Here is a 25,240-nt window from a genome sequence, read left to right as displayed (position 1 = left end):
GGTCCGATACCGACGATGAAACCATCGCTAGCGCCGCTCCTGCGTTGCTTTCGCGTGTGGCGCGTCTGTGGGCCTAGTTGGACGCTGGATCGCGCAGATCGTCCGCAAGTCCGGGCGAACCGAATTGGATTCGCGCGACGAGACCGGTAGGGTTTCGATTGGCCAACACCAGGGTCCCGCCGTGGGCCTGGACGATTTCCTTCACGATCGATAACCCCAGGCCCACACTGCCTGGCCGTTCGGCACGCGACGAATCGAGCCGAACGAAAGGTTCCATCACGTCCCGAATGCGATCCGCCGGAATTCCCGGGCCGTCATCGATGACCTCTATCATGATTTCGCCCCGATTCCGGGATGCCCGGACCGTTACATGATTGCCGTAGTGAATGGCATTTTCGATCAGATTGACGAGTGCACGTTGCAAGGCGCCCGGTTGGCAATAGAGCCTGAGCGACTCGCTTCCCTCGTATCGAATGGCCGCGCCGGCTTCCTCGTATTCATCGCAAAGAGTGGTTAGCAAGGCTTCCACGTCCAGCCATTCTCTCTTCTCATGGTCGAATCCGCTGCTGAGAAAATCAAGGACGGCGGTGATCATGGCTTGCATCAAACCGATGTCTCTGAGCAATTTTTCGCGACCGGCGTAAGTCTCGTCCAAGTCGAGTTGCAGGCGCATCCGGGTGAGCGGCGTGCGCAGGTCATGACTGATGGCGGCCAGCATGCGGGTGCGGTTTTCCAGCAAGCGGGTAATGCGCTCCTGCATCCGGTTGAACGCTTTCGCCACACGCCGCATTTCCAGCGGACCGACTTCATCGATATGGGTGACGACGACCTCTCGGCCGAATACTTCCGCCTTCTCCGACAGATGCTGCAATGGCCGGACGATCCGACGGACGGCCCAGGTGCATGTCACTGCCATGCCGACGAACATGAACACCAGCGATCCCCAGACCGGAAATGACATTCTCGATGGCGGTCGTCCGGCTTTATCGGATCGAATGTCCAGTGTCTGAGCGCCGAACGGCACCAGTACCTGGACAGTCTCGTGTTGCCCCTGGGCCCCGCTCGTGCATACGGAGATGCCGCTGATGTCCGGGAACTCAGACTTGAGGACCGCTTTCAGGTCGTGAGCGTCCATGGTCAATGACGAGCAGGCCGGGGGCGTCTGTACGAATCTGGCGGACATACCGTGTTCCTTCACGGCGAGGAAACTCGCTCGTTCGCCCTCGGGCATCGCCTGGAGCGTCTGCACCAGGCCGACGATACGGTAAGCGGTCTGCCAGGGCCACGGAGGATTCGGCGGTCCCCACGGGACATATACCAGGGCGATGAACAATGGGAAGGTCGCCGCCGATGAGGCGGCGATGATGGCCAGGATCTGGCCAAGGGTCGTGGCAAAGAAGTTTCGCATCAAGACGCCGTGACATCGGCCTGAAAACTATAGCCATCCGATCGTGCGGTGCGGATCAAATCATCGAGTACGTCGTCGCCGCACAGTTTTCGACGCAAGCGACTCACCAGCAGATCGATGGACCGGACGGCGATCGGAAATCCTTCGCCACGTGTCCAGCTGATCAATTCTTCCCGAGAAAGCACCTGGCGCGGATGTTGACAGAACACCAGCAGGAGATCGGTTTCAGCGCCCGTCAGCGGAATACGAATACCTGCCGGGGATCGCGCAAAGCGGCGATACGGAAAAAACGTAAATCCGGAAAACATCAGCGCTGAAGCAATGACGGGCTTTAGCGAGGTCGCCCCCTGCATTGGCACGCGTCGCAATAGAGCTCGAATGCGAGCCAGCAATTCACCGAGGTCGAACGGCTTGCAAACGTAGTCGTCAGCGCCGAGTTCCAAACCCGTGACCTTGTCTGTCGGCTCGGCGAGCGCTGTCAGCATGATGATGCGCGGTCCCCCTGAAGCACGCAATTGCCGGCAGAGATCCAGTCCATTTTTGCCGGGAAGCATGATGTCGAGAAGAACCAGATCGATCTCGCCGTTACGCAGGATTTTGCTGGCCGCTTCCGCGCTGTCCGCCTCCTGGACGGTGAAGCCCCTGTCAACCAGAAATCGTACCAACGAGGTACGGATGTCAGTGTCGTCTTCGACGATAAGAATGCGCGCTTCGGTCATCGTTTTCGCTACAAGGAGCCAATCCGGAATGTGTGTGTTTGCACATTGTCTCTGAAACGGCCTTCAATTGCCTAAGCAAAATATGTCAGTTTAGACACATTGTGTGAATCGTTATGAAAATTAGTGACTTGCGGTAAATTCTGTTCGATCATCAAGGATTATTCGCGTTTAAACGGCACCCAATTCACGCTGAATATCGAGTGCAAAAAATCCAGGCGAAAGTTCCTTTTTTCCAATTTCATATTGTAGAGAATTCATTACCATGAGACATTGACAAATATAACTATAAATATATTGTCGATTGAAATTTTTAGGATCTGAATTCATTTTCCGTTGCCGGGTTGTCAGGCAGCGCGGGAGATTTTTTTTTGAAATTGTGAAGGAGCGTAACTCATATATTAATTAACGCCGGCGATTCAGATGAAGGTATGTAGGGTCCCGCATATAATAATTTTTGGAGATAAGAGAATGAGAGTTACATCGTGTGTGAAGGAATTGACGTGCATAGCCGCGGCATGCATGGTTTCTGGATTGGGTCTGGTCGGCTGCAGTGGCGGGTCCGTCGCATCGACAAGCGCGCGAACCACGACCAGTGCTGACGACGAAATCCTCGGCGTCTCGACTATCGCGTCCGTAGACCTGGACGGACCCAAAGTCCAGGCAATCGTCGTCAAGTATAAGGACACGCTGAAAGCGGGCTCGGTGAACCTGAATACTTACGACGCCTACAGTTATGCAAATCTCGCACAGATTTACGACGATTCCGCAGCGGCCACCAGGAACGGTTTGAATGGGCAGTATCCGGCCTTCGCACAAAATACCGGGACTCCCGGCGCTCCCACTTATGTTTATGTGAACTCCTCGCCGACGATCGACTCGACGAATCACACGGGCGCCGCCAGCGGCAATTATGTGATTATCGAACTCAACACCAATTATCTGCTGGCTGCTGCGACCCCTTACTGGAGAGCTGGTGTAGCGGGTGGGGTGGTGCAGAAAGCGGCCGTGACCCTGAGCGACAATTCCACCATCAGCGCCAGCGCCACGGTGAAAAGCAATTACGCGTCAGACTATTTCTATAACTTCGCCCCGGACGGCAGCGACAATTCCGTTTATCTGGACACGGTTCTGGATGACACTTCCTATGTTATCAACGGCATCACAGGTTACAAGCTCTATACGGACGCCGTTACGCCGTCCTATTCCGGGAAAACAGCGAACGGCGTTGCAATCACGTATCCGAATGCAACCAATCTTTCCATGGTTGCGGGGAGCCCATTTCAGGCTACCCAATGCTTCAGCGAATATGATGGTCAGTACCATGACGTCAGTCTGAAGTACAGCCTCTTCGTCCCCTCCGACTACGATCCGAGCAAGAAGTACATGGTTGTTCTGCATATCGAAGATGCTGGCGGGCTGGGCGACGACCCCTTGATCAGCCTGACAGAGGCGCAGGAAGCGGCCAACTATGCGTCGGACAGGGTGCAGGCGTTGGCTAAAGCTCAAGGTTACGGCGGGCTGATCGTCGTCATTCCGCAGATACCCAATTCAGGTCAGAGCGTGGCCGATAACCTGACGGGCAACGAATACCTGCCCGCGACCTGGCAGCTGATGGATTACATCACGTCCAAATACAATATCGATACCAATCGCATTTATGCGTCCGGTCAGTCCATGGGGGGTATGCAGATATTGGATATGGCCGCCCAACGCGATAACTACTTCGCAGGCATCTGGGCGATCGGCTCGCAGTGGGGCAACAATTACAACAAGAGCGCCACGTATAACGGCAAGCAATACTATACGTACCCCACCGATGGGAAAATCATTACCAACGCGAATTGGCAGAATTGGTACTACTCGATTTCCGATGACAATATTCTCGCCACCAACATGACTGGCGATGCCACAGCCACCGGATATTGGAATCAGACCCAGACGCTCTTCAGTAGTCTTGCCGGCGTGACCATTCCCTATGCGACCTGGGACCCGACGACTACCTCCGAAACGCAGGAAAACACCTTGCTGACGGCTCTGCTGGGGACATCGAGCAAGTTGGGCATCTACTGGAATGCGCTGGCGAACGGCAGCCATAAGATGACATGGGTATATGCCAACGGAATTTCCGATAGCTACGACTGGCTCCTCAGCCAGACCAAGCAGAGCGAGGACGCTCGTGGCAAGCTGAATCTCAGCGGTGCTTACGCGGATGGACTCGGCACTTATGGCTACAACAGCATCACCTATTGAGCCGATGATATCGACGGTCTCATAAGCGCGAAGGGGCTGTGAAGATGGCCCCTGTGTAGAAGGCAAGCAGCGCTCAAATTCATCTGGATTGGAGCGCTGCTTTCTCTGTCCTTCGTAGAAGCTGCGTTCAGTCGCCCGCGCCGCCGTGCATTCCAGCGCAGTGGCGCGCCGCTATTTGCGTGGCCGACTCGTTCGTTGCGTTGACTTTCGGTGCCCATTTGCGCTGTAGCAGAACCAGCGTGCTCGTTGCGCCCGTCAGCAGAAACACGAAGATTGCCATCATGGGCCACTTGTAGCTACCGCCTATATGCAGCAGCCACCCCGAAAGACTGGCCGAGACGCCACCGGCGAGACTCGCGGCCACCTGTTGCAAGCCGGTGTTCAATCCGACCGCCTGTTTCGGAATCAGCGTCAGCTTGCACAGCGCGAGCGTATTGGCGGTGACGAGGCCGAGCAGCGACAGTGAAAGCACGTTCCAGAACAAAGCCATCTGCAAGGACGGCGCATACGCGCCGAGCAGAACCGTCGTGCCGCCGATGAACCCCGCGACGATAAAGCATTTGCGCACGATCACCGCATCGTGGCCGCGCGCGATGATCCGATCCGCCCCCCATCCTGCCAGCGCGGCGACGATCGCGATGCCGGCAAAGCTGAAGAATGTATAGAGCCCCGACTTTTCGAGCGACAAGCCGCGCTGCTCGACCAGATACGCGGGCATCCACGTCATGCAATAGAACGCGAAATAGCTGTAGCAGAAGTTGTTGACGAGGCCGCCCCATACCACCGGGCTCACCAGAAGATTCTTCAACGGCACCGACGAAGCGCGTTGTTTCGCCACCGTCAGTTCGATGCGCGACGGAAAGTCGTTTTTCACCATCGAAAGCCACGGCAACAGCCAGATCAATCCGATCAGGCCTGTCGCGACGAACATTGCCTGCCACGAGTAGTTGACGATGATCCACGCTGCGATCGGTGCACCGAGTGCGGGCCCCATCTTGCCGCCGACCGAAAAGATGCCGAGCGCGGTGCCTTTCTGCGTTTCCGCGAAGTTGTCGGCCAGATAACGATAAGTGGCCGGTACGACGACGGACTCGGCGACGCCGATCAGAAGCCGCATGACGATCAGCGCGGCGAGGCTCGTCACCATGCCGGTCGCGGCCGCGGCGATGCACCACAGCACGAAGCAGATCGCGTACGGCCATTTGACGCCGTAGCGGTCGACGATCCAGCCCATCGGCATCTGCACGAGGCCGTACGACCAGAACACCGCCGAGTTGAGCCAGCCGCGCTCGACGCTCGTCAGCGCAAATTCGCGCACGAAATGCTTGTCCGCAAGCGCGGCGGACAGGCTCGTTCGATCGACGAAGGAAATCAGCAGGCCGAGTGCGAGCAGCACGAGAATGGCCCACCGGTTTTCGGCGGCGCAAGGGTGCCTTTGTCTATCTTCCATGGTTCTTTCTCTTCTCAGGTAAGCAACTAGCCGGACGAAAAATGGGCCGCTGAAACGAACATCGGCGGCCCGCTATGCTGGGCCGCCGATGTTGTGTTTCATTCAACCGGAGCTGCTGGTCAGAAGTGGATTTCAGCCACGAACATAGGAACGGAAGTCTGGGTCGTGCCGGGTTGCGCGGAGGCTGGTGTGCCGTACATGTTGTGCCAGTACTCGTAACCGAGGCCTGTGTACACGGTGCGCGGATGACCAGCGAACGATCCGACGTCCACCAGCAGATTGACGCGGGTCAGGAATTCCGTGGTGGTCTGCACGCCGAAACCATCTTTGCCCTTGGGTCCGGTGAGGCTGGCGAAGCCTTTGAACACGAGAGGAACCGGACCGAGTCGGAACGGGTAGAGCCACGAACTTTCGAGGTGCACGGCGGGGTTGAAGCGCACGTCCACGTTCGCGATGCCGTTGTGGTTGCTTTCCGTGCGAACGCCGAGCGTGACGTTCCAAAAGCCGTTCGGGATCGCAAACTCGAGGGTGGGGCCCGCCACGAACATGCGGGCGCGTTCGGCGAAGGAATCGTTCTTGGCGCCGAACTCGTAGCCGAGGGTCAGGCCGAAGTCGCGGATGAATCCATACGAGAACGATTTGCCGAACACCTTGCTCGCACTGAGCGAGACCCGGCCTACGCTGTAGACCTCCTGCGCGCCGCCGGAGCCCGGCGTCGGATAGCCGTACTGGTTGGTCGGACCGGCTTCCGGGTTCGCCATGCTGGAGACCAGGTAGTCGACGTTGAACGCATAGCTACCGTACTTGAAACCACCTGTGGTCGTCAGAAAGCCGATGTTCTGCGTGATCTTGGCGGGTGCCCCGGATGCGGTTCGCACGCCGGGATAGTAGAAATTGGAACCTACGCGGTAGCCGATATACGTGTCGTTCCACGAGGTCGGCGGAGCGAACAGGCCTGGCGGCGGCGACAGCGGCGCGGTCAAGGTGCTGACCTGCGACAGCGTGACCGGTGCCGAGTTCAGGTTCGCTGCGGCGGCGGTCGCGTTGCTGTCCGTCTGGGCAAGCTGAACCGCTTGAGTGTTTCCCTGCGCCGTCGGCGATGTATCCGCCGCATGCGCGATACCCGTCAAGTAGCCGAAGAAGGCGATACCTAACAGCGGCATGCCGAGAGCTGTGGTTTTTTTCATGTCTCTTCCATATTTGTTGATACGCAAGATGTGGTCGATGCCCGACTCTCGATTGTTTTCGTACCGTCGGCGGTTGATTCCGGTGGTCAACGCAGTGATACCTGCCGCGGTGGTATGGAATGTATGCGATGCATGCGTGCCTGCCTTTACACAAAAATGAGATTCGCTGGCACTTTTTAATCAGAAGAGGGTGTATTCGGGTAAGTCACAGGTCGCGGGTCAACCGTTGCGTGCGTCTCGGTACCCGCGTCGTCCGCTAGAAAAGTCCCAGTGAATCTGATTTTTGTGTAAGGACGCCCGGCGAGGCATCCCATATTCTTGGCTCCGACAGCGGCACGTCGCTACTTCGCTTGCACGCTTCACCAGGCGATTTCGTTTAGCTCAGCCAACGAAATCGACGTGTATAAAAGCATCGCCGTTGCGATGCATATAAAAATGGAGATATCGCATGAGAAGGTGCACCACTCTCGCAGCCGGCGCAGTCTTGTGTTGCGCGTGCGTTCCCCCGGCGTTTGCGCAGTCTTCGGTCACGCTCTATGGCGTGCTCGACAATGGCATCGCGTATCAGAGTTCGAGCGGCAACAATTCGGCAACCCGCGCGGTGCCCGGTGGACTCTTCGCGACGCGTTACGGCTTCAAGGGCAGCGAGGATATCGGCGGCGACCTGCACGTCAATTTCCAGTTGGAGCAGGCGTTCTCCGGTCAGACGGGGGCGGCGACGGACCCGACCAAGGCCTTCAATCGTCTTGCGTTCGTCGGCATGTCGGGCGGGTTTGGCGAGGTCCGCTTCGGCTTGCAAAACTCGCCGCAATACGACGTGCTGCAGGCAGTAATGGACCCGTCATGGGTCAAGAGCATCGCTTCGCCGATGAATAACTTCAACGCGCTGATCATCCGCGCGAACAATGGCATTTCCTACTACACGCCGACGTTTGACGGTCTGAACGCCAAGTTCATGGTGGCATTGCGCGACCCGGCCGCGGGCGGCGGCAACGGCATCGGGTTCTACAACGCGGTCGTCCAGTACGTCAACGGGCCGTTGAATGTGGCGGCGGGCTATGAAAGAGGCGACGAACCTGCCGTCGGTGCGGGCGGCAGCTATGCGCTGGCGGGCGGTGCGGCCGCTGGTCCCGGCGCGGTGCTGAACGTGTTCAATGCGGGTGCTTCGTATGCAATCGGCGCGAACCGCATCTGGCTCGCCTATCACACGGAGAATCTGACCAATACGCCGAAGTACATGCAGCACGACGTCTACCAGATCTCGGACTCGTATCAGTTCGACCCGTTTTCCCTGCTTTCGGTGATGTACGGTTACTTGCACGATCGCACCGGGAAGGGCAACAACGCGCAGCAATTGGGCGTGCTGTTCGAGTACTCGCTGTCCAAATCGACCGAGCTTTATACGGCGGCGGGCTTTCTCCAGAACAGGAACCAGGCGGCATACACGCTCTCCGGCACCGCGTATTCGGGCCTCGCGATCACTCCTGGCACCAATACACGCGGCATCGGAGCCGGCCTCGTCCACAAGTTCTGAAGAGCGATCCAGACCGAAGTCAAGTTACGCCATCGAAGCTCTCCTCAGTTGCCATCACCGCCGATAGTTCACCTGTATCGCGGGCGTACCTGGCGCCGCTGCGCGCGGCGTGGCGCAGGGTACCGAGCATCGCTTCCGGCACGCGCGCGGAAATGCATGGAAAAATTCCGGTGGTTTCCGCGATCCATTCGACAGTGCTAGGATGATGCCCCGAGGCCGGGGCGGCTTCCTTTGTGATCAGGGTAAATCCCTTCTCGCGTTTGCCTACGTTGCACGCTATCTGCAACAGACGTGCGCCACTTTCGAACAGGGCGTGGCGCGGGCAAAGCAGCGAGGAGACGACCGGTGTAGCCTCGGCACCCACTACAAGCACTGCATGCCGGGCGGCGCAGCGGTTCACGCGCGCATCGGCGGCTGTCGATTTCCCTTCGCGCCCCGCAATTGCCATGCGGGCCTCGAGCGCAGGCGAATCGGCCGTCAAGGAGACTGTATGACTCACAGCGCCGCGGCAAAACATCAGCCCAGGGCGATCGCGAAGACGAAACGGACTACCGTACCGAAGGTCCGCTTGTACGTCGAGCGTCCCGAAGTGAAGAACTGGTTCGTGCACGTCGGCCATGTGACCGACCGCGGCCGCTGGCGCACCGAGCCGCATGCGCATCCCGCCTACGGTCAGATCATTTTCGTGCGCAGCGGGCGCGGCGTGATGAATCTGGAGGGCGAGAGCGTACCGTTCGAGGGCCCTTGCGCGCTGCTGCTGCCGACCGAATGCGTGCATGGCCTCGACTACGAAGTCGACGTGGACCGCTGGGTCGTGACGATCGAGGTCGCGTATCTGACGCAGGTCAACGCGAAGCTGCGCGAGTTCATCGCGCTGTGGGAGGCGCCGCGGGTGATTCCGCTCGGCGGCTCCGCCGATGCGGGCATGGAGTTCTACAGCCTCGTCGATAGCCTGAAACAGGAAGCCGAATCCGATGCGGTCGGCCATGTGGTCGGCACCGAAGCGTTGTTGACCACGCTGCTGCTGAAACTCGCGCGCTCCACCCCGCTCGAACAGACCGCGAACGAAAGCGCGACCCGCAACGACGTGCGCCAGGTGGACCGCTTCCGCAAGCTGATCGACGAACACTACCGCGAGAATCTGACGCTGCAGGATTACGCGTCGATGATGGCGGTGTCGCTGGTGCAATTGCGCGCGGCCTGCGCGTCGGCGTCCGAGCAAAGTCCGACCAAGATGATTCACGCGCGCATCATCACCGAAGCCAAGCGCAATCTGATTTTCGGCGATATGTCGGTCGAGCAGATCGCGTTCGGGCTCGGCTTCGCGGACGCCGCGTACTTCACGCGTTTCTTCCGCAGGGAAGTGGGCCAGGCGCCGAGCCAGTTCCGCGTCGCGGCGCGTCAGCAGCCGAACCGCTAGCGCATGGCTACGCGGGCGCGCGCCAACGTCGTCTTCAATAAGTCCAGGCGAATCGGCTTTTTGTGCAGGGACGGCCGCGGGCGATTCGACTACGCTTGAGCAGATCGCTCACATCGCCTGCGTTCTTACGTTCATCGAATATGACCCGGTTGTTCCAGCAGAATCGCGCCGCGCGCCACGCGCTGACGGTGGCGTGCGCCGTGCTGACGTTGTCGGCGGCCATGGTCGGCGCGCCGTTGCGCGCCGCTACGTTGCCGACGTCGGCACCCAGCGAACTCGTTTATATCGGGACGCTGCACAAGCAGATCAGCGCGCTGCGCTTCGATACCGCCACCGGCGCACTGACGGCGCTCGGGCCGGTTGCCGAAGGGCCGAAATCGACGTGGGTCGCGGCGTCACCGCACGCGCCGATACTCTATGCGGTCGACGACGACAGTGCCAAAGAAGGCAGCATCACCGCCTACGCGGTCAATCACGACGACGGTTCGCTGAACACGCTCGGCACGGTGGCGACGGGCGGCATGGGCACCACGTTCCTGCGCTTCGACACAACGTCGATGACTTTGCTCGGCGCGAATTACAACAGCGGCTCGGTATCGAGCATCGCCGTCAATGCCGACGGCAGCGTCGGGCCGCTCGTGTCGACGCTCGCCGAGACCGGTTCCGGTCCGAACCGACGCCAGGCGAGCGCGCACGCGCACGGTATCGCGATCGATCCATCCGGCCGCTATGCGCTGGTTGCCGATCTGGGCGCCGACCGCGTGTTCGTCTATCGCTTCAATCGCGCCACGCATGCGTTGTCGCAGGACGACGGCACGCGCGCGGCCACCTGCGTCGCGCCGCCGGGCAGCGGTCCGCGTCACCTCGAGTTCTCCGCGAACGGGCAGTTCGTTTATCTGCTGACCGAGTTGAGCGCGGAAGTGATGGTGTTTCGCTGGGATGCCGCGCAAGGCACGCTGACGCACGTGCAGTCGGTGCCGGTCGGCACCGACGGATTCGACGGCGTAAAAAGCGGCGCTGAAATCGCGCTCGGTCGTGATGGACGTTTCGTGTATGTCGAGAATCGGGGCGAAAACTCGCTGGTGGTTTATCGCGTGAATGCGGAGACGGGCGAGCTCTCGCTCGTGCAGCGCATCGCGTCGGGCGGCGACAAGCCATGGGGTTTCGGCATCGATGCAACCGGCCGATGGCTGCTGGTCGCGAATCAGCGCAGTGGCAGCGTCAACGTGTTCAGCATCGATGCGGCGTCGGGCAGGTTGGCGGACACGGGGCACTCGGCCGCTGTCACCGATCCGTCGAGCGTCGCGTTCGTCAAATAGCTCGCTACATCTCCAGCAGCACCTCGCGCAGCGCATTCAGCGATGCATCGCGCGGATTCCTCGGCCGCTGCAACGCAATCGGCAATTCGCGCGCGATACGGCTCGGGCCATTTGCGCCCGCCGGCGACAACAGCAGCACGCGGTCCGACAGACTCAGCGCTTCGTCGAGATCGTGCGTGACGAGCAGCACCGTCGTGCCGCGGGCGTGCTTCAGCGAGCAGCAGCTGTTGCAGTCGCGCGCGTGTGATCGCATCGACGGCGCTGAATGGTTCGTCGAGCAGCAAGCTTGATATAGACGTTGCAGTGATTGGCGCGGGCAGCGCCGGCCTCTCCGCGTTTCGTGCCGCGAAGGCGAAGGGCGCGAGCGTCGTGCTGATTGAATGCGCCCGTTACGGGACGACTTGTGCGCGCGTCGACTGCATGCCGTCGAAGCTACTGATCGCCGCCGCGGAAGCCGCGAATGCGGCGCGTCGCACTGCGCCGTGGCGTGCACATCGATGGCGCCGTGCGGATCGACGGAGCCGAAGTGATGGCGCGGGTCAAAGCTGAACGGGACCGCTTCGTAAAGTTCGTAGTTGAGTCGACCGAAGGCCTTCCTGCTGACGAGCGTCTGATTGCCTACGCGCGGTTCATAGACGACAACATACTGCAAGTTGGCGACGGTACTCGCGTGCACGCGAAGAGCATTGTGATAGCAACGGGTTCCACGCCATTTTTTGCCCGCGATGTACCAGGCGCTCGGAGATCGCGCAATTGTCAACGACGATGTGTTCGCCTGGGACGATTTGCCGCGCAAGGTGGCGGTGATAGGCGCGGGCGTGATCGGGCTTGAACTTGGTCAAGCGCTTGCGTGGCTGGGAGTGGAGGTGACGATGCTCGGCGCGCGTGGACATGGTGGTCCGTTAAGCGATCCTGCCATCAAGAATCACGCGCGCGAGGTGTTTAGCGAGGCGTTCCATTTCGAGCCGCATGCGGTGGTAGAAGCAGCGACGCGTGAAGGTGACAACGTGCGCTTGCGGTATCGCGATGGCGCTCGCGTCGTGCGTGACGAGACGTTCGACTATGTTCTGGTGACGGCGGGGCGTCGGCCGAATCTGGACAAGCTTGCTCTACTCAACACGTCGCTGGAGATCGATGCACGTGGTGTGCCTGTGTTCGATGCTGCGATATTGCAGGCGGGCAGGCATCCTGTGTTTATCGCTGGTGATGCGATGACGTCCTGCCGCTGTTGCATGAGGCCGCCGACGAAGGACGCATTGCTGGAGAGAATGCAGCGCATGTGGCACTCGACGTACATGGCGAATTGGAGCCGTTTGTGCGGCGTGCGCCAATGTCTATCGTGTTTACCGAGCCTGGTATTGCTATGGTAGGAGCGCGGTTTGTCGATCTGGCAGTCGACTCGTTTGTCACCGGCGAAGTGAGTTTCGGAGATCAGGGCCGCAGCCGCGTTATTCTGCGCACTCGCGGAATGATGCATGTGTATGTCGATAAGGCGTCCCGCCGGTTTCTCGGCGCTGAGTGGATCGGCCCGGATGCTGAACACATCGCGCATCTTCTTGCGTGGACCCTGCAGATGGGCCTCGCGGTGGATAACATGCTCGCAATGCCCTTTTATCATCCTGTTGTTGAAGAGGGTTTGTGGACTGCATTGCGCAGTGTCGCCGCGCAGTTGGCTAATGGTTGATTCTCGCGAGCTCGGAGCGCTGTTGCTGCGCTGCTTGCCCAGCTCTGATGGCATTGGTCGCCTCCGGGCCAGAGCGCCATGTCTGGACCCGGATGCCGAAGCTTGCGCATCAGTTGTGCGTCAGCGGTCTTGCATTTTCAGCAAGGTCGAGCACAAGCATATCGATGTGATTCCGGTCCGAATCGAAGCGCTAAACAAGGGACGACGATTGAGGCGGCGGCAAGCCGTGCCGCCCGTCGGGACGCTCCATTCGCGATCAGCGCCGTCAAATTTCCCAGCTGATCGCCGATCTCAATCCGGACTCAATCGAGGCCGGGTCGGGACATCACACGATCAAGGCAGACGCTCAGTTCGCGGGCAAAGCCCAAACAAAATGGCCCGCGCGCTGAAGGAAACTCAAGCGGTTCAGAACTGCACCCCAAAGGTTGGATCCGTGTCCAACTTTTGGAGTGCAGTTCATTGCGGCTTGGCCCCTCAAAACAACGCGCCGCGCATCGACGGTCGCGATGCGCGGCGCGTTGCGCCGACGCCTCGCCGCGTCAGCAGGCTCGAGCAGTTCGACTAGTAGTCGAAGCCGGGACCACCGGCTCCGGGTCCCGCGGGCGACGCAGCCGGTGCTGCATCTTTCGGCGTTTCGTGCACGGTGGCGTCGGTCGTCAACAGCACGCTCGCCACGGAGGCGGCATTCTGCAGGGCCGTGCGCGTGACTTTAGCGGATCGACCACGCCGGTTTCGACGAGGTCGCCGTATTCGCCCGTGGCCGCGTTGTAGCCATAGTTGTCGATTTCCGCCTGCGCGGCGTGCGCTGCTGCCAGCTTGGTCGTCGCGACGTAAATCAACGGAGCTGCTAGGCAATAGTTGCGCAGCGAGTCGTAGTTCAGGGACGCGACTCGGGCAGCGCGATTCGCCTAGAGTTCGATGTAGCCTTCCGCAGCCATCTGCCGCATGAGTTCGCGCACGGGTGGCCAAGAAAGCCCGAACTCCTCGCTCAGTGCCACCTCGTCCAGGCTGGAACCCGGCGCCAGCTCCATCCTAAGGATGCGACGCCGTAAAGCTTGTCTCAAAGCTGCCTTGCGGTCTTGCGACGGAGCCTGCCCATCTTCATGGTCCTTATCAGCGACGTTCCTCTTCATACACTCCTTTGTTGCATCCGTTGTAGGTGGCGCGTTTGCGCTATTGAGCCGGGTAATTTTCCGCCCGCTTCCCATCAGTTCAGTAGGCGAGTTATGCAGGATCCCGAGATACCTAGGACATTCCCTATACGGCGTCCCAAGCTTTGTAAGCGTCGAAAGCTCAGATTGTTACTCCTGCCGGCAGCGGTCAGCCTCGAACCCCGGCCTAGGTGGGCTCCGAGAGAAATCCATGTCCGGTCGCGCTTTTCCGCAAAATCTACAGAAAAGTGCCTCATTACCAAAAGTATCGAAAAGTACCCAGAAAATGTAGCTGGGCAGTGCAATTTGAATTGTTACTCTCCAATACATGCATTAGGCACCGCTGAACTCGACGTCCGCGCATGGTTATTCTGTGCTATGCGCAAAGAATGGCGTTTCGTTCGATTGGATAGCCTTGCCATGTTTGCTTTCGGCTCATGCATTCGCACTTCTGCGATGAAACTGGCTCGGGGGCGGCTAAAAGGAGTGAGACAACGCAAGTGACGGCCCTGCAAAGGTCAATACGTCACGCGCTTCAATTTTTTGAACCTGCCAGTTGAGATGACAGAATGGCCCAAAACCTGACGTTCGCACCAGGAGGCGTAGTCCATCCCGGCGCAATCAACGCGGAAGACACCTCCGCCCCTGCGAAATCAATCGCAGTCTCCGGGACCGATATTCTTTCGGTCAGGAACCTGTCGAAAATCTTCGGACCGAAGCCAGAGCGTGCCGCTGAACTCGTTAAGCAAGGTGTCGGTCGGAACGAAATTTTCGAAAAGACCGGCAACATGGTTGCAGTCAATAACGTCAGTCTCACCGTCAAGGCGGGCGAGATATTCGTCGTCATGGGCCTCTCAGGTTCCGGTAAATCGACGCTGGTTCGACTGCTCAACCGCCTGATTGAACCCACGTCCGGCCAGGTTGTTCTCGAAGGCCGCGACATCGCCCCCATGTCCACATCGGAACTGCGCGAAGTTCGCCGCAGGAAGATGGCGATGGTGTTCCAGTCGTTCGCGCTTCTGCCAAACCGCACGGTGCTCGACAACATTGCCTACGGTCTCGAGGTTGCCGGTCTGAAGAAGGCAGAACGGTACGAAATCGCGCGCGCCGCGCTGACCGGAGTCGGTCTGGGCTCGTACGAAAAGCTGCTTCCCAGCGAATTGTCCGGCGGCATGCAGCAGCGCGTCGGCCTTGCACGCGCACTTGCGGTGAACCCGTCGGTGCTTCTGATGGACGAGGCGTTCTCGGCACTAGACCCGCTGATTCGATTCGAAATGCAGAGCGAACTTCTGCGACTGCAGAAGGAAGAGCAACGGACCATCGTCTTCATCTCGCACGACATCGAAGAAGCCATCAAGATTGGAGGTCGGATTGGCATCATGAAGGACGGCTGCCTGATTCAGGTCGGCACACCTTCCGAGCTTATCCAATCGCCTGTAGACGCGTACGTACGGGACTTCTTCCGCAATGTCGACGTCTCCCGCTTTCTCAAGGCTTCGACTCTCATGACGGGGGTCGACCAAAGGCTGCTGTCTTGCGACATCGGCACATCCGCTGAGCGTTACCTCAATCAGCTTATTGATAGCGGCGTTGAATGCGGCTATGTATGCGACGACGCAGGTCGATATCAGGGTTGTGTCACCCCAGCATCACTTCACAAGGCGGGTACGCGTCCGGTACGGGACGCGCTGCTCCGCGATGTGAATGCGGTTTCACTCGATGCGGACTTGCACGAGCTCGCGTCCATCGCATTGAGTCAGGAACACGACGTACCCGTCACTGATACGGCCGGAAAGCTCGCAGGCGTGGTGTCCTGTCGGACGATACTGAAGCAGGTTATGGAACGGAGGGCAGCATGAATTCGTCACTCATCGGCAAGTTTGCGGAAGACGCCGTCAATTTTCTCTTTCAGCATTTCCGCGGCGGCTTCGACGGATTCTCTGCGGCGCTAGGCGCAGTGGTCAAGCTGTTGGAGGACGGGCTAGGTACCATCCCATTTGTCGCCATGCTCGTCATCTTCGTGGCTTTTGCCTTATGGCGGCGTGGCATCGTGTTTGCGGTCTTCGTGGGCGTTGCACTCTCGGCCATCCATTACATGGGACTGTGGACGCAAACCGTCTCCACGCTCGCGCTCGTCATTGCCGCAACATTCTTTAGTCTCGTCGTGGGTGTACCACTGGGCATCTGGGGGGCAAGGAACAAGCACGTGGAAGTCGTTTTGCGCTCGCTGCTGGATTTCATGCAGACGATGCCTGCCTTTGTGTATCTGATTCCGGCCGTCATCCTGTTCGGATTGGGCCGGGTTCCGGCCGTGATTGCCACCGTCGTTTTTGCCATGCCGCCCGTCGTGCGTCTCACCACGCTGGGTATCCGGCAGGTGCGGGAAGAGTTGCTGGAGGCAGGGCGCTCTTTTGGCAGCACGGACATGCAACTTCTCTGGAAAATCCAGTTGCCGAACGCGCTGCCGTCCATCATGGCCGGCGTGAACCAGACCATCATGATGGCGCTTTCGATGGTCGTCATCGCATCGATGATTGGCGCCGGTGGCCTGGGTGAGTATGTGTTGAGCGGTATTCAACGGCTCGACATCGGGATCGGCTTCGAAGGTGGCCTCGGAGTCGTATTGCTTGCCATCGTGCTCGACCGCCTGACCGAAAGCTTCGGCATGAAGGCGAAGAAGGCAAAACGCGGCGTTCGAACCGCAAAGGCTGGCACAGGCGCCGCAGCTCGCACCTGACGGATTTAAAAGCGACCACGCAGATAACCTTTTACTAGTGCTGATTGCACAGCAGGCGCCGTGCAATCAGCAAAGGCAGTAATGATGTTGGGTACCGGGTCGTCACTTGGCCGACCCCATCAATTTCTCAATGATTTTATGTTCACGTAGGAGTGCTAGATGAAAACTAATCTGCTCAAGGCGCTTATTGCGAAAGTAGCGATAACGACGGTCGTTGCCATCGGCGCTGGGTCTGCCGTCGCGGCCGAACCTATCAAGATGGCAGTAACAAACTGGGCAGACGTCCTGGCCGTTGCCAACGTGGCCAAATACGTGCTCGAGACCAAGCTGCAGCAGCCGGTCAAATTTGTGCAGGCCGACATCGGCATTCAGTATCAAGGTGTTGCGCGCGGCGACCTCGACATCATGGTGGGCGGCTGGCTGCCGGTTACCCACGCGGCTTACTACGCGAAGTACAAGAACGACCTGGATGACGTCGGCATTATCTACACGGGAGGCAAAAACGGCTGGGCCGTGCCAGCGTACATTCCCGCGTCAGAACTGTCGTCAATTTCCGACCTCAACAAGCCGGACGTCAAAGCCAGGCTGAATGGGACCATTGACGGTATCGAGCCCGGCGGTGGCCTGATGCAGGCATCCGAAAAGACAATCAAGGATTACGACCTCAACGGCTACAACCTGCAGTCATCGAGTGAGGCCGGCATGCTCGCTGGCGTTTCGCGAGCCTATCAGTCGAAGCAATGGGTTGTTGCCACCGTATGGAGTCCCCACTGGCTTTTCCAGAAGTGGCAGATGCGTTACCTCAAGGACCCGAAGGGAACATTGGGTGGTGAGGAGCAGGTCCACGCCTTCGCGTCCAAAAAATTTGCGAGCGAATTTCCCCGTGCGGATGTCTTCTTCAAGCATTTCAAGCTGACGCTCGCTGACGTCGAATCAATCGAGTACGAAGGCAATTCCACGAACGACTATGCAGCCGCGGCGAAAAAATTCGTCGATGCACATCCCGACAAGGTGACGGCCTGGCTGCAGCAGTAGTCCAGACGAGTGAAGCCCAACCTGTTCTCGGCGAGTTGGGCATTACTCCTTACCCGACGGGAAATTAGAGCGCTGAATTACGGCAACAGTTGTTCTAGCAAGACTTGCTTTAAACGATTTCATCCGGAGTGACTACGTGAACGAGAACTCTCGCTTTTTTGCTGAAACCCTCCAGAGCCGCGACCCGGTTATCGCATCAGAGATTGCGTTGGAGTTGCGTCGGCAGCAGACGCAGATTGAGCTGATTGCGTCCGAAAACATCGTCTCGGCAGCGGTGATGGAAGCGCAGGGTACCGTGCTGACTAACAAGTACGCCGAGGGATACCCGTCGAAGCGCTATTACGGCGGCTGCGAGCACGTGGACAGGGTCGAAGCGCTCGCCATTGACCGCGTCAAAGCCCTGTTCGAAGCAGAATACGCCAACGTGCAGCCTCATTCGGGCGCACAGGCGAACGGTGCTGTGATGCTGGCGCTCGTAAAGCCGGGCGATACGGTGATGGGCATGTCGCTCGATGCGGGCGGCCACCTGACGCATGGAGCCCGCCCTGCGCTTTCCGGCAAGTGGTTCAACGCCGTCCAGTACGGCGTGAGTCCGGACACGTATCGCATCGATTACGAGCAGGTCCGCCGGCTCGCGGAAGAGCACCGTCCGAAGCTCATCATCGCCGGCTATTCAGCCTATCCGCGTGCTTTGGATTTCGCAGCGTTCCGCGAGATTGCCGATAGCGTTGGCGCGCTGTTGATGGTCGATATGGCGCACATTGCGGGCATCGTTGCAGCCGGCCGGCACGAGAATCCGATTCGGTTTGCGGATGTGGTGACGTCGACCACCCACAAGACGCTTCGCGGTCCGCGAGGCGGGTTTATCCTCACGAACAAAGGCGACATTGCCAAAAAAATCAATTCCGCCGTCTTCCCTGGGCTACAGGGTGGTCCGCTCATGCACGTCATCGCAGGCAAGGCGGTGGCATTTGGTGAGGCGCTTCGTCCGGAGTTCACGGCGTATATCGACCGGGTGCTGCGTAACGCGCGGGCGCTCGGCAACGTCTTGAGGTCAGGCGACCTGAGTCTGGTGACGGGCGGGACAGACAACCACTTGCTGCTGGTCGATTTGCGCTCAAAGAAGTTGACCGGCACGCAAGCTGAAAAGGCGCTTGAGCGTGCAGGTATCACCTGCAACAAAAACGGTATCCCATTCGACACGGAGAATCCGACCGTCACTTCGGGAATCCGGCTCGGCACGCCTGCAGGTACCACGCGCGGCTTTGGAACCGAGCAGTTCGAACAGATTGGACACATGATTCTGGAGGTTTTGGCCGCGCTCGAACAAGCGCCCGACGGCGACGAACGGGTCGAGCGTGCTGTGCGCGGCCGCGTGCGAGACCTCTGCAACCAGTTCCCGATTTACTCACATGCGGACGCTCTTGTTTAACCCACAAGAGCGCGAAGACTTCGACAAGTCGTCGAAACAAGTTGTCATCCTTTATTTGAAGAGAGAATCAAGATGAGCTTCGAGGGAGTACATACACCACTGGTCACGCCGTTCAAGGCAGACGGCGAGATTGATTATGATTTGCTCGGGAAGCATGCTGCCAATCTGGCGGGCCGTGTGGCGGGTCTGGGAGTCGGAGGGACCACGGGCGAATACTATGCGCTCAGTTTCGATGAGCGTGTCCGGACGTTCAACGCAGTAGCCGAAGCCGCCGGCGGCAAGACGTACCTCACGGCCGGCATCAACGCGACTACGACGAATGAGGTCATCCGCCTCGGTCAGGAGGCGAAGCGCGCCGGGCTACCTGCATTGTTGCTTGCTACACCGTATTACGCCCAGCCGACGCAGGAAGAGTTGCTGAGCCACATGCTGAAGGTGGACGACAGTCTCGACATGCCCGTCATGCTCTACAACTTTCCGGCGCGCACCGGGACGGAAATCAGCGATACCGTGCTGGAAAAGCTGCTCGAGCGGCCAAACTTCGTCGCGATGAAGGAGAGCACCGGCGATATCTCGCATCTGCATCACCTTGCCACGCACTTCAGCGACAGGCTGGTGCTGAGTTGCGGAATGGACGACCAGGCGCTCGAGTTTTTCGTTTGGGGCGCAAAGAGCTGGGTCGGCGGTGCTTCCAACTTCCTGCCGGAAGCTCACACTGAGCTTTTCGACGCCTGCGTGAAGCGGCATGACTTCGAATCCGGCCGCAAGCTGATGGCGCAACTGCTGCCCGTGCTCGAACTGCTGGAACGCAGCGGGAAATTTATACAATACGTTCGATACGGATGTGAGCTGGCAGGTACGCCTGTTGGTGTCGCCCGGGCGCCCCTCGGTACGCTCACGGAAGACGAGCGCAGCGCGTTTTCCAGGCTGGTTCAACCTATGTTGCGCAACGCGAAGTAACGTTCATGGCCTCGAACCTGGAATTCGTGCGCTTCCCGGCTCCAGATGGGGTGAACGGGTGGTGGGAAAGTCTGCCGCCGCCTCGCCCCGCTGATACCGTCTCGTCTGAAAAGCGATTCGACTGGGTGATTATCGGCGGTGGAATCACGGGGCTATGTGCTGCCCGGCGCCTGGCTGAACTTGCACCCGAGGCCTCGATAGCACTGGTCGAGGCTGACCGTATTGGGCGCACCACAGCCGGACGAAATTCCGGGTTCTTCGTCGATTTACCGCACGACATTAGCAGTGAGAGCTACTCGCGAAGCGTTGAGGCGGACAAGGCGGATATTCGACTGCAGCGCCACGGTATCGACTACGTACGGTCGACGGTGAAACAACACGGCATTGACTGCGACTGGCGTGATGACGGCAAGTACCATGCTTCGGTGAACAGGAAGGGTCAAGCAGCACTGGCGCACTTTGCCGAGGGACTTGCTCGCATCGATGAAGAATTCAAATGGCTGGATGAAGCTGCTATCGCGACGGTAACAGGAACGGGGTTTTACCACGGGGCGCTCCTTACGCCAGGATGCAGCACGGTCCAGCCCGCGGCCCTGATGCGTGGTCTTGCTGCGACTCTGCCGGGGAACGTGAAGGTCTTCGAGCTCAGCGCAGTGAAGGGAATCGAGGACCAGGGGGCGAACAAAGTCTTGAGCTTCGCCGCCGGGAAGCTCGTGGCGAAGCGTGTGATTCGCTGCACCAATGCCTACGCCGCAAAATTCGGCGGGCATCCGAACGGCCTGTTGCCTGTGTACACATTTGCGTCGATGACTCGTGTGATGACGCCGGACGAAGTACGGCGGCTGGGCGGCACGCGCTCGTGGGCACTGATTCCGGCCGATCCGATGGGCTCGACCGTGCGGCGCCTGATTACTGACCGCATCTGCGTTCGCAACCATTTCGCGTTTCGACCCAGTCTTGAATTGTCAGAAGGCGACCTCGCGAAGGCCAGGAGCATGCATCAGCGGTCGTTCGACCGGCGCTTTCCGATGTTGAAAGGCGTTGAGCTTGAGTACACCTGGGGCGGCCCTCTGTGTCTAACTGTCAACAACGGGGCACTGTTCGGGCGCTGTGGCGATGGTGTTTTTGAAGCCGTCGGGTGCAATGGTCTGGGTCTGAGCCGGGGTTCTGCGTCCGGGAAGCTCATCGCAGAGTACGCACTGGGTCACAACAACGACCTCATTCACCAGCTTTTGAATCAGCCGCATCCGCGCTCACTGCCGGTTCGTCCCATTGCCGACGTCGCTGTCACTGCGGCTATCTGGATGAAGGAATTTTCGGCGGGTGCCGAGCTTTAAATCTTTGAGGACAGGACATGACGACCTATCAGGAATGGAAGCAGAAAGCCGAAACGTTGTCGCTGGACGGACGGGCGTTTATCGCCGGGCAGCGATGCCCGGCGGCATCGAACGAGACATTCCAGACCTTGAACCCGTCAACGGGAAAAGTACTAATCGATATTGCGAAGTGTGAATCGAAAGATATTGACCGGGCAGTTGCGGCGGCGAGAGATGCGTTTGAGTCCGGAGTGTGGTCAAAGGCGGCACCTGCCCAGCGAAAAGCAGTGCTCCTGCGGCTGGCGCAACTGATTGAGGAAAACACCGAAGAGCTGGCGCTCCTTGAGGCGCTCGAGGCCGGCAAGCCAATCAGCGAGTGCCTGGGACTGGACATTCCCGAGTCGGCGGCATGTATCCGCTGGCACGCGGAAGTCACCGACAAGCGATACGACGCGCTGTCGCCGTCGGGCGCGAGCGTTGTCAGCATGATTACGCGTGAACCGATTGGTGTCGTGGGCGCAGTGTTGCCATGGAATTTTCCGGCGCTGATGCTCGCGTGGAAAATCGGTCCGGCGCTTTCTGTCGGCAACAGCGTCATCGTGAAGCCCGCGGAGCAGACGTCGCTATCCACCTTGCGCATCGCGGACCTGGCTCTGCAAGCCGGTGTGCCCGCGGGCGTCTTTAGCGTCGTCACTGGTTTCGGCGAAAGCGCAGGCCAGGCATTGGGCCGACATGCTGACGTCGACCTCGTTGCGTTTACAGGTTCTACGGAAACGGGGAAGCGATTCCTTCACTATTCCGCAGACACGAACCTGAAGCGGGTCGTGCTGGAATGCGGTGGCAAGAACCCGCAGGTCGTGCTTCCCGACGTCGCGAATCTCGACGCTGTTGCCGAGCAGGCGGTGGCCGCCGCGTTCTGGAACATGGGCGAGAACTGCAGCGCGGGCTCACGCATTCTCGCTCCATCTGCCACGAAGTCGCAGTTGCTCGAAAAGGTTCAGGCCGTTCTCGAAGGATGGAAGACGGGCGACCCGCTTGACCCCGACGTGAAGCTCGGTTCCCTGATTGAAGAGAAGCACTATGAAAAAGTGCTTGCCCACATTGAGAAGGCGAAGTCGGAAGGGGCACGCCTGGTTTGTGGCGGCAAGGCCACGCGCACTGAGTCAGGCGGATGGTTTATCGAGCCGACCATCTTCGATAATGTCACACCGGAGATGAGCATCGCTCGCGAAGAAGTCTTTGGTCCGGTCGTCTGCTTCATCGCGTACGCTGATGTCGACGAGGCGGTGCGGATTGCCAACGATACGTGCTACGGACTGGCTGCGTCGCTGTGGACCGATAACGTCAATAACGCGCACAAGATTGCCGCTCGCATCCGCGCGGGTACTGTGACGGTGAACTGCTTTGGTGAAGGCGACCTGTCGACGCCATTCGGCGGCTTCAAGCAATCCGGCTTCGGCGGGCGTGACAAGTCCGTTTATGCGCACGACCAGTATTGTGAGCTGAAGACCACCTGGCTGAAGCTCGATTAAATCCTGCATGACTCCTGGACGCGATTGACAGCCGGGCCTGCCAGGCCCGGCTGCCATGGTCTTGTTCGAAGCTGCTTCATTTCAAACCCAGATGAGGTCTCATGCGACTTGGATTCATCGGAACGGGGACCATCACGAAGGCGGTCGTGACGGGCTTATGCAGGTTTGGCGTCTCGTTCGACCGGATATCACTATCGCCCCGAAATCCGGTTATGGCGGCGGGCCTCGCGGCGCGGGACGAGCGGATTCATGTGTGCGTAAGTAACCAGGAGGTATTGGAGGCTTCGGACGTCGTTTGCCTTGCCGTTGTTCCGCAAATAGCTGTGGAAGTCCTGGGAGAACTCGAATTCGACACGCGTCACCATGTTGTAAGTTTCATTGCGGGCGTCTCTCTCGCCGAGCTCCGTCGGCTCATACCCGCGGCGGGTGGGGTCGCACGTGCGGTTCCGTTACCGGCGGTCGCTGAAGGTAAGGGAAGTACTGCAATCTGTCCCTCCGATGACATCGCGAAGTCCATCTTTTCGGCTCTGGGTCAAGCCGTGGAAGTGGACGACGAACGCAAGTTCGACGCGCTGTCGGCCGTGACGGCGACGATGGCTAGTTTCTATGCCGTGCTCGAGACTCAGGCCGCGTGGCTCGTGCAACAAGGCGTTGGGTACGCCGCGGCACGAGCGTTCCTGTCCGGCTGCTGCCTTGGACTCGCCCATGACGCTGTCCGGACGGAACAGCCGTTTTCAGCGCTGGTCACGCAAAGCATGACACCTGGTGGCATCAATGAGCAGCTGCACTCCGAGCTCTCCCGACGAGGGGCGTACGACCTGTACGAGGAGGCACTTGATGGGGTGCTGAGACGGATCCGGGGCCACGCGTAGGAAGCGGCCACGAAGCGTAATATAAAGGGGCGGATGGTGGGTGCCTTTGCTGCCTGCCCTTGTCAGCTAGCCCGAAGGCTCTCAAACTATTTTTTGCGCGAGAGCTATTCGGCTCGGGCGCGAGGTCGACGCACTGTCACAGCGCAGTGCGCAACGTTGACGGGGCGGTTTTACGCCGCCCGGGCGTTTCCGCTTCACAGGTGAGAGCCATGCAAAAGAAACAGGTGTTTGCCGACCGATTGCTCAGTCAGATGCCGTCGTTACGGGCGCTCAAATGCTTCGTCACGGCCGCTCGATACGAAAGCTTCACGCAGGCCGCAGACGTGCTTTGTGTTACGCAGGCGGCAATCAGCAGACAAATCAAGGAGCTTGAGGACTCGCTGGAAGTCGCTCTGTTTGAACGGACCGGAAGGCACATCGCACTCACTGACGCGGGGCGCATCCTGTACAACGCGTCCTATCTGTCAATCATGAACATCGCTGAGGCGGCACAGGCGGTACGCCGGACCGACAAGCGTGCGCTGACCATTTGCGTTTCGCACACGTTCTCGGCGTTATGGCTGTCGTTCAGGCTGCCCTTGTTCCGCAAGCGCTTTCCAGACATCCGATTGCACGTGATGGTGACGGAGCATTTCATGGAGCTCGACGAGCTCATGGAACCCGACATCATCATCACCAAGAATCCGCCGCGCGAACCGGAGTACGACACTGAGCCACTCTTTCATGATGTGGTCTATCCGGTCTGCAGCCAGACGTTTTACGAACGTCATTTTCACGGCAGGTACGTGAAACCGCTGGACCTTCTATCGCACCCCACGCTAAATCTTTCGTTGCTGGGACGGGCCCAGATTTGCGAGCATGTTGACTGGTCGGTGTGGCGAAACTGGTTCGAAGAAGGTGATGGTTCGGACAGACAGGTCGAGAACGAACATCTGGAAAGCAACGATTATCGGCTTCTTGTTTCGCAAGCTGAAGCTGGCGAGGGCACTCTGCTTGGCTGGCATCACCTTGTCCACCGTCAGGTCGAGCAAGGAGTTCTGGTTCGTCCGGTACAAAACGCGCTCGAATTTAACGACCGGCACCATTACCTCATAACGCACAAGAACGCAAAGCTCCGCCCTGAATATCTTCAGTTCCGCGAATGGCTCGTGGAGGAAGTTGGCGCAATGATGGGCGGTTGGCGAGGCGTCGAAGCCGAAACGACGAAATAAGGGCGCTGACGTCGGTCCGGTAA

General features: G+C 59.1%; 20 protein-coding genes and 2 pseudogenes. 14 read left to right on the top strand and 8 right to left on the bottom strand.

The window, feature by feature from the left end; genetic code table 11:
* Nucleotides 1-73: 73 nt before the first annotated feature.
* Nucleotides 74-1,408, bottom strand: coding sequence for an ATP-binding protein (locus VSR82_RS14825; protein WP_498857843.1), 1,335 nt, complete (start codon nucleotides 1,406-1,408; stop codon nucleotides 74-76).
* Entirely contained in the window at nucleotides 1,408-2,127 is a 720-nt protein-coding gene (locus VSR82_RS14820) for a response regulator transcription factor (RefSeq protein ID WP_498857842.1), read from the bottom strand. The genes VSR82_RS14825 and VSR82_RS14820 overlap by 1 nt, the downstream gene beginning before the upstream one ends.
* Before the next feature lie 519 nt (nucleotides 2,128-2,646).
* Here VSR82_RS14820 and VSR82_RS14815 point away from each other — a divergent pair.
* Nucleotides 2,647-4,377 (top strand): prolyl oligopeptidase family serine peptidase, encoded by a 1,731-nt coding sequence (locus VSR82_RS14815; RefSeq protein ID WP_498857841.1) that lies wholly within the window; start codon nucleotides 2,647-2,649, stop codon nucleotides 4,375-4,377.
* Between the two features lie 127 nt (nucleotides 4,378-4,504).
* On the opposite strand, the gene VSR82_RS14810 is transcribed toward VSR82_RS14815, so the two are convergent.
* Nucleotides 4,505-5,827 (bottom strand): MFS transporter, encoded by a 1,323-nt coding sequence (locus VSR82_RS14810; RefSeq protein ID WP_498857840.1) that lies wholly within the window; start codon nucleotides 5,825-5,827, stop codon nucleotides 4,505-4,507.
* 119 nt (nucleotides 5,828-5,946) lie between these two features.
* Nucleotides 5,947-7,104 (bottom strand): hypothetical protein, encoded by a 1,158-nt coding sequence (locus VSR82_RS14805; protein ID WP_498857839.1) that lies wholly within the window; start codon nucleotides 7,102-7,104, stop codon nucleotides 5,947-5,949.
* Nucleotides 7,105-7,462: 358 nt separating this feature from the next.
* On the opposite strand from VSR82_RS14805, the gene VSR82_RS14800 reads away from it, so the two are divergent.
* Nucleotides 7,463-8,548: a porin gene (locus tag VSR82_RS14800; RefSeq protein ID WP_498857838.1), complete on the top strand. Its 1,086-nt coding sequence runs from the start codon at nucleotides 7,463-7,465 to the stop codon at nucleotides 8,546-8,548.
* A 19-nt stretch (nucleotides 8,549-8,567) separates the two neighbouring features.
* Here the strand turns inward: VSR82_RS14800 and VSR82_RS14795 are convergent, their stop codons facing one another.
* A complete protein-coding gene (locus tag VSR82_RS14795; RefSeq protein WP_498857837.1) occupies nucleotides 8,568-8,996 on the bottom strand; it encodes a hypothetical protein in 429 nt (142 codons plus the stop codon).
* Nucleotides 8,997-9,038: 42 nt separating this feature from the next.
* Here VSR82_RS14795 and VSR82_RS14790 point away from each other — a divergent pair, with 42 nt between their 5' ends.
* Together VSR82_RS14790 and VSR82_RS14785 are read left to right on the top strand one after the other, a co-directional pair.
* Complete coding sequence (locus tag VSR82_RS14790) at nucleotides 9,039-9,968, top strand: helix-turn-helix domain-containing protein (protein ID WP_498857836.1); 930 nt, start codon at nucleotides 9,039-9,041, stop codon at nucleotides 9,966-9,968.
* Between the two features lie 140 nt (nucleotides 9,969-10,108).
* Complete coding sequence (locus VSR82_RS14785; protein WP_498857835.1) at nucleotides 10,109-11,287, top strand: lactonase family protein; 1,179 nt, start codon at nucleotides 10,109-10,111, stop codon at nucleotides 11,285-11,287.
* Between the two features lie 4 nt (nucleotides 11,288-11,291).
* On the opposite strand, the gene VSR82_RS14780 is transcribed toward VSR82_RS14785, so the two are convergent.
* Nucleotides 11,292-11,540, bottom strand: coding sequence for a hypothetical protein (locus VSR82_RS14780; RefSeq protein WP_498857834.1), 249 nt, complete (start codon nucleotides 11,538-11,540; stop codon nucleotides 11,292-11,294).
* A gap of 8 nt (nucleotides 11,541-11,548) precedes the next feature.
* Here VSR82_RS14780 and VSR82_RS14775 point away from each other — a divergent pair.
* Nucleotides 11,549-12,971 (top strand): annotated as a pseudogene (locus VSR82_RS14775) (dihydrolipoyl dehydrogenase).
* A gap of 561 nt (nucleotides 12,972-13,532) precedes the next feature.
* On the opposite strand, the pseudogene VSR82_RS14770 reads toward VSR82_RS14775, so the two are convergent.
* Both VSR82_RS14770 and VSR82_RS14765 read right to left on the bottom strand, forming a co-directional pair.
* Nucleotides 13,533-13,822 (bottom strand): annotated as a pseudogene (locus tag VSR82_RS14770) (TCP-1/cpn60 chaperonin family protein); the annotation flags it as partial.
* Between the two features lie 57 nt (nucleotides 13,823-13,879).
* The gene (locus VSR82_RS14765) at nucleotides 13,880-14,104 is read right to left on the bottom strand and encodes a GntR family transcriptional regulator (RefSeq protein WP_498857833.1); all 225 of its coding nucleotides are present in this window, start codon (nucleotides 14,102-14,104) and stop codon (nucleotides 13,880-13,882) included.
* 587 nt (nucleotides 14,105-14,691) lie between these two features.
* Here VSR82_RS14765 and VSR82_RS14760 point away from each other — a divergent pair.
* The 9 genes from VSR82_RS14760 (at nucleotide 14,692) to VSR82_RS14720 (ending at nucleotide 25,217) form a co-directional block, all read left to right on the top strand.
* The gene (locus VSR82_RS14760) at nucleotides 14,692-15,981 is read left to right on the top strand and encodes a quaternary amine ABC transporter ATP-binding protein (protein WP_498857832.1); all 1,290 of its coding nucleotides are present in this window, start codon (nucleotides 14,692-14,694) and stop codon (nucleotides 15,979-15,981) included.
* On the top strand, nucleotides 15,978-16,859 hold the full coding sequence (locus VSR82_RS14755) for an ABC transporter permease (protein ID WP_498857831.1): 882 nt from the start codon (nucleotides 15,978-15,980) through the stop codon (nucleotides 16,857-16,859). Before VSR82_RS14760 ends, VSR82_RS14755 begins: the two co-directional genes overlap by 4 nt.
* 159 nt (nucleotides 16,860-17,018) lie before the next feature.
* On the top strand, nucleotides 17,019-17,894 hold the full coding sequence (locus tag VSR82_RS14750) for a glycine betaine ABC transporter substrate-binding protein (protein ID WP_498857830.1): 876 nt from the start codon (nucleotides 17,019-17,021) through the stop codon (nucleotides 17,892-17,894).
* 136 nt (nucleotides 17,895-18,030) lie between these two features.
* Nucleotides 18,031-19,326, top strand: coding sequence for a serine hydroxymethyltransferase (gene glyA / locus VSR82_RS14745; RefSeq protein ID WP_498857829.1), 1,296 nt, complete (start codon nucleotides 18,031-18,033; stop codon nucleotides 19,324-19,326).
* Nucleotides 19,327-19,398: 72 nt separating this feature from the next.
* Nucleotides 19,399-20,286 (top strand): dihydrodipicolinate synthase family protein, encoded by an 888-nt coding sequence (locus VSR82_RS14740; protein WP_498857828.1) that lies wholly within the window; start codon nucleotides 19,399-19,401, stop codon nucleotides 20,284-20,286.
* 5 nt (nucleotides 20,287-20,291) lie between these two features.
* On the top strand, nucleotides 20,292-21,623 hold the full coding sequence (locus tag VSR82_RS14735) for an NAD(P)/FAD-dependent oxidoreductase (protein ID WP_498857827.1): 1,332 nt from the start codon (nucleotides 20,292-20,294) through the stop codon (nucleotides 21,621-21,623).
* A gap of 17 nt (nucleotides 21,624-21,640) precedes the next feature.
* Nucleotides 21,641-23,134 carry an aldehyde dehydrogenase gene (locus VSR82_RS14730; protein ID WP_498857826.1) on the top strand — a complete coding sequence of 498 codons (1,494 nt, stop codon included), beginning with the start codon at nucleotides 21,641-21,643 and terminating at the stop codon, nucleotides 23,132-23,134.
* 101 nt (nucleotides 23,135-23,235) lie between these two features.
* Entirely contained in the window at nucleotides 23,236-24,006 is a 771-nt protein-coding gene (locus VSR82_RS14725) for a pyrroline-5-carboxylate reductase (RefSeq protein WP_498857825.1), read from the top strand.
* A gap of 209 nt (nucleotides 24,007-24,215) precedes the next feature.
* Nucleotides 24,216-25,217, top strand: coding sequence for a LysR substrate-binding domain-containing protein (locus VSR82_RS14720; protein ID WP_498857824.1), 1,002 nt, complete (start codon nucleotides 24,216-24,218; stop codon nucleotides 25,215-25,217).
* The last annotated feature ends 23 nt before the right edge of the window (nucleotides 25,218-25,240 follow it).

It is taken from the genome of Burkholderia sp. JPY481 (assembly GCF_038900515.1).
GTDB classification, from domain to species: Bacteria; Pseudomonadota; Gammaproteobacteria; order Burkholderiales; family Burkholderiaceae; genus Paraburkholderia; species Paraburkholderia youngii.
The sequence above is the reverse complement of the archived record's forward strand: the minus strand, read 5'-3'. Positions and strand labels throughout refer to the sequence as shown.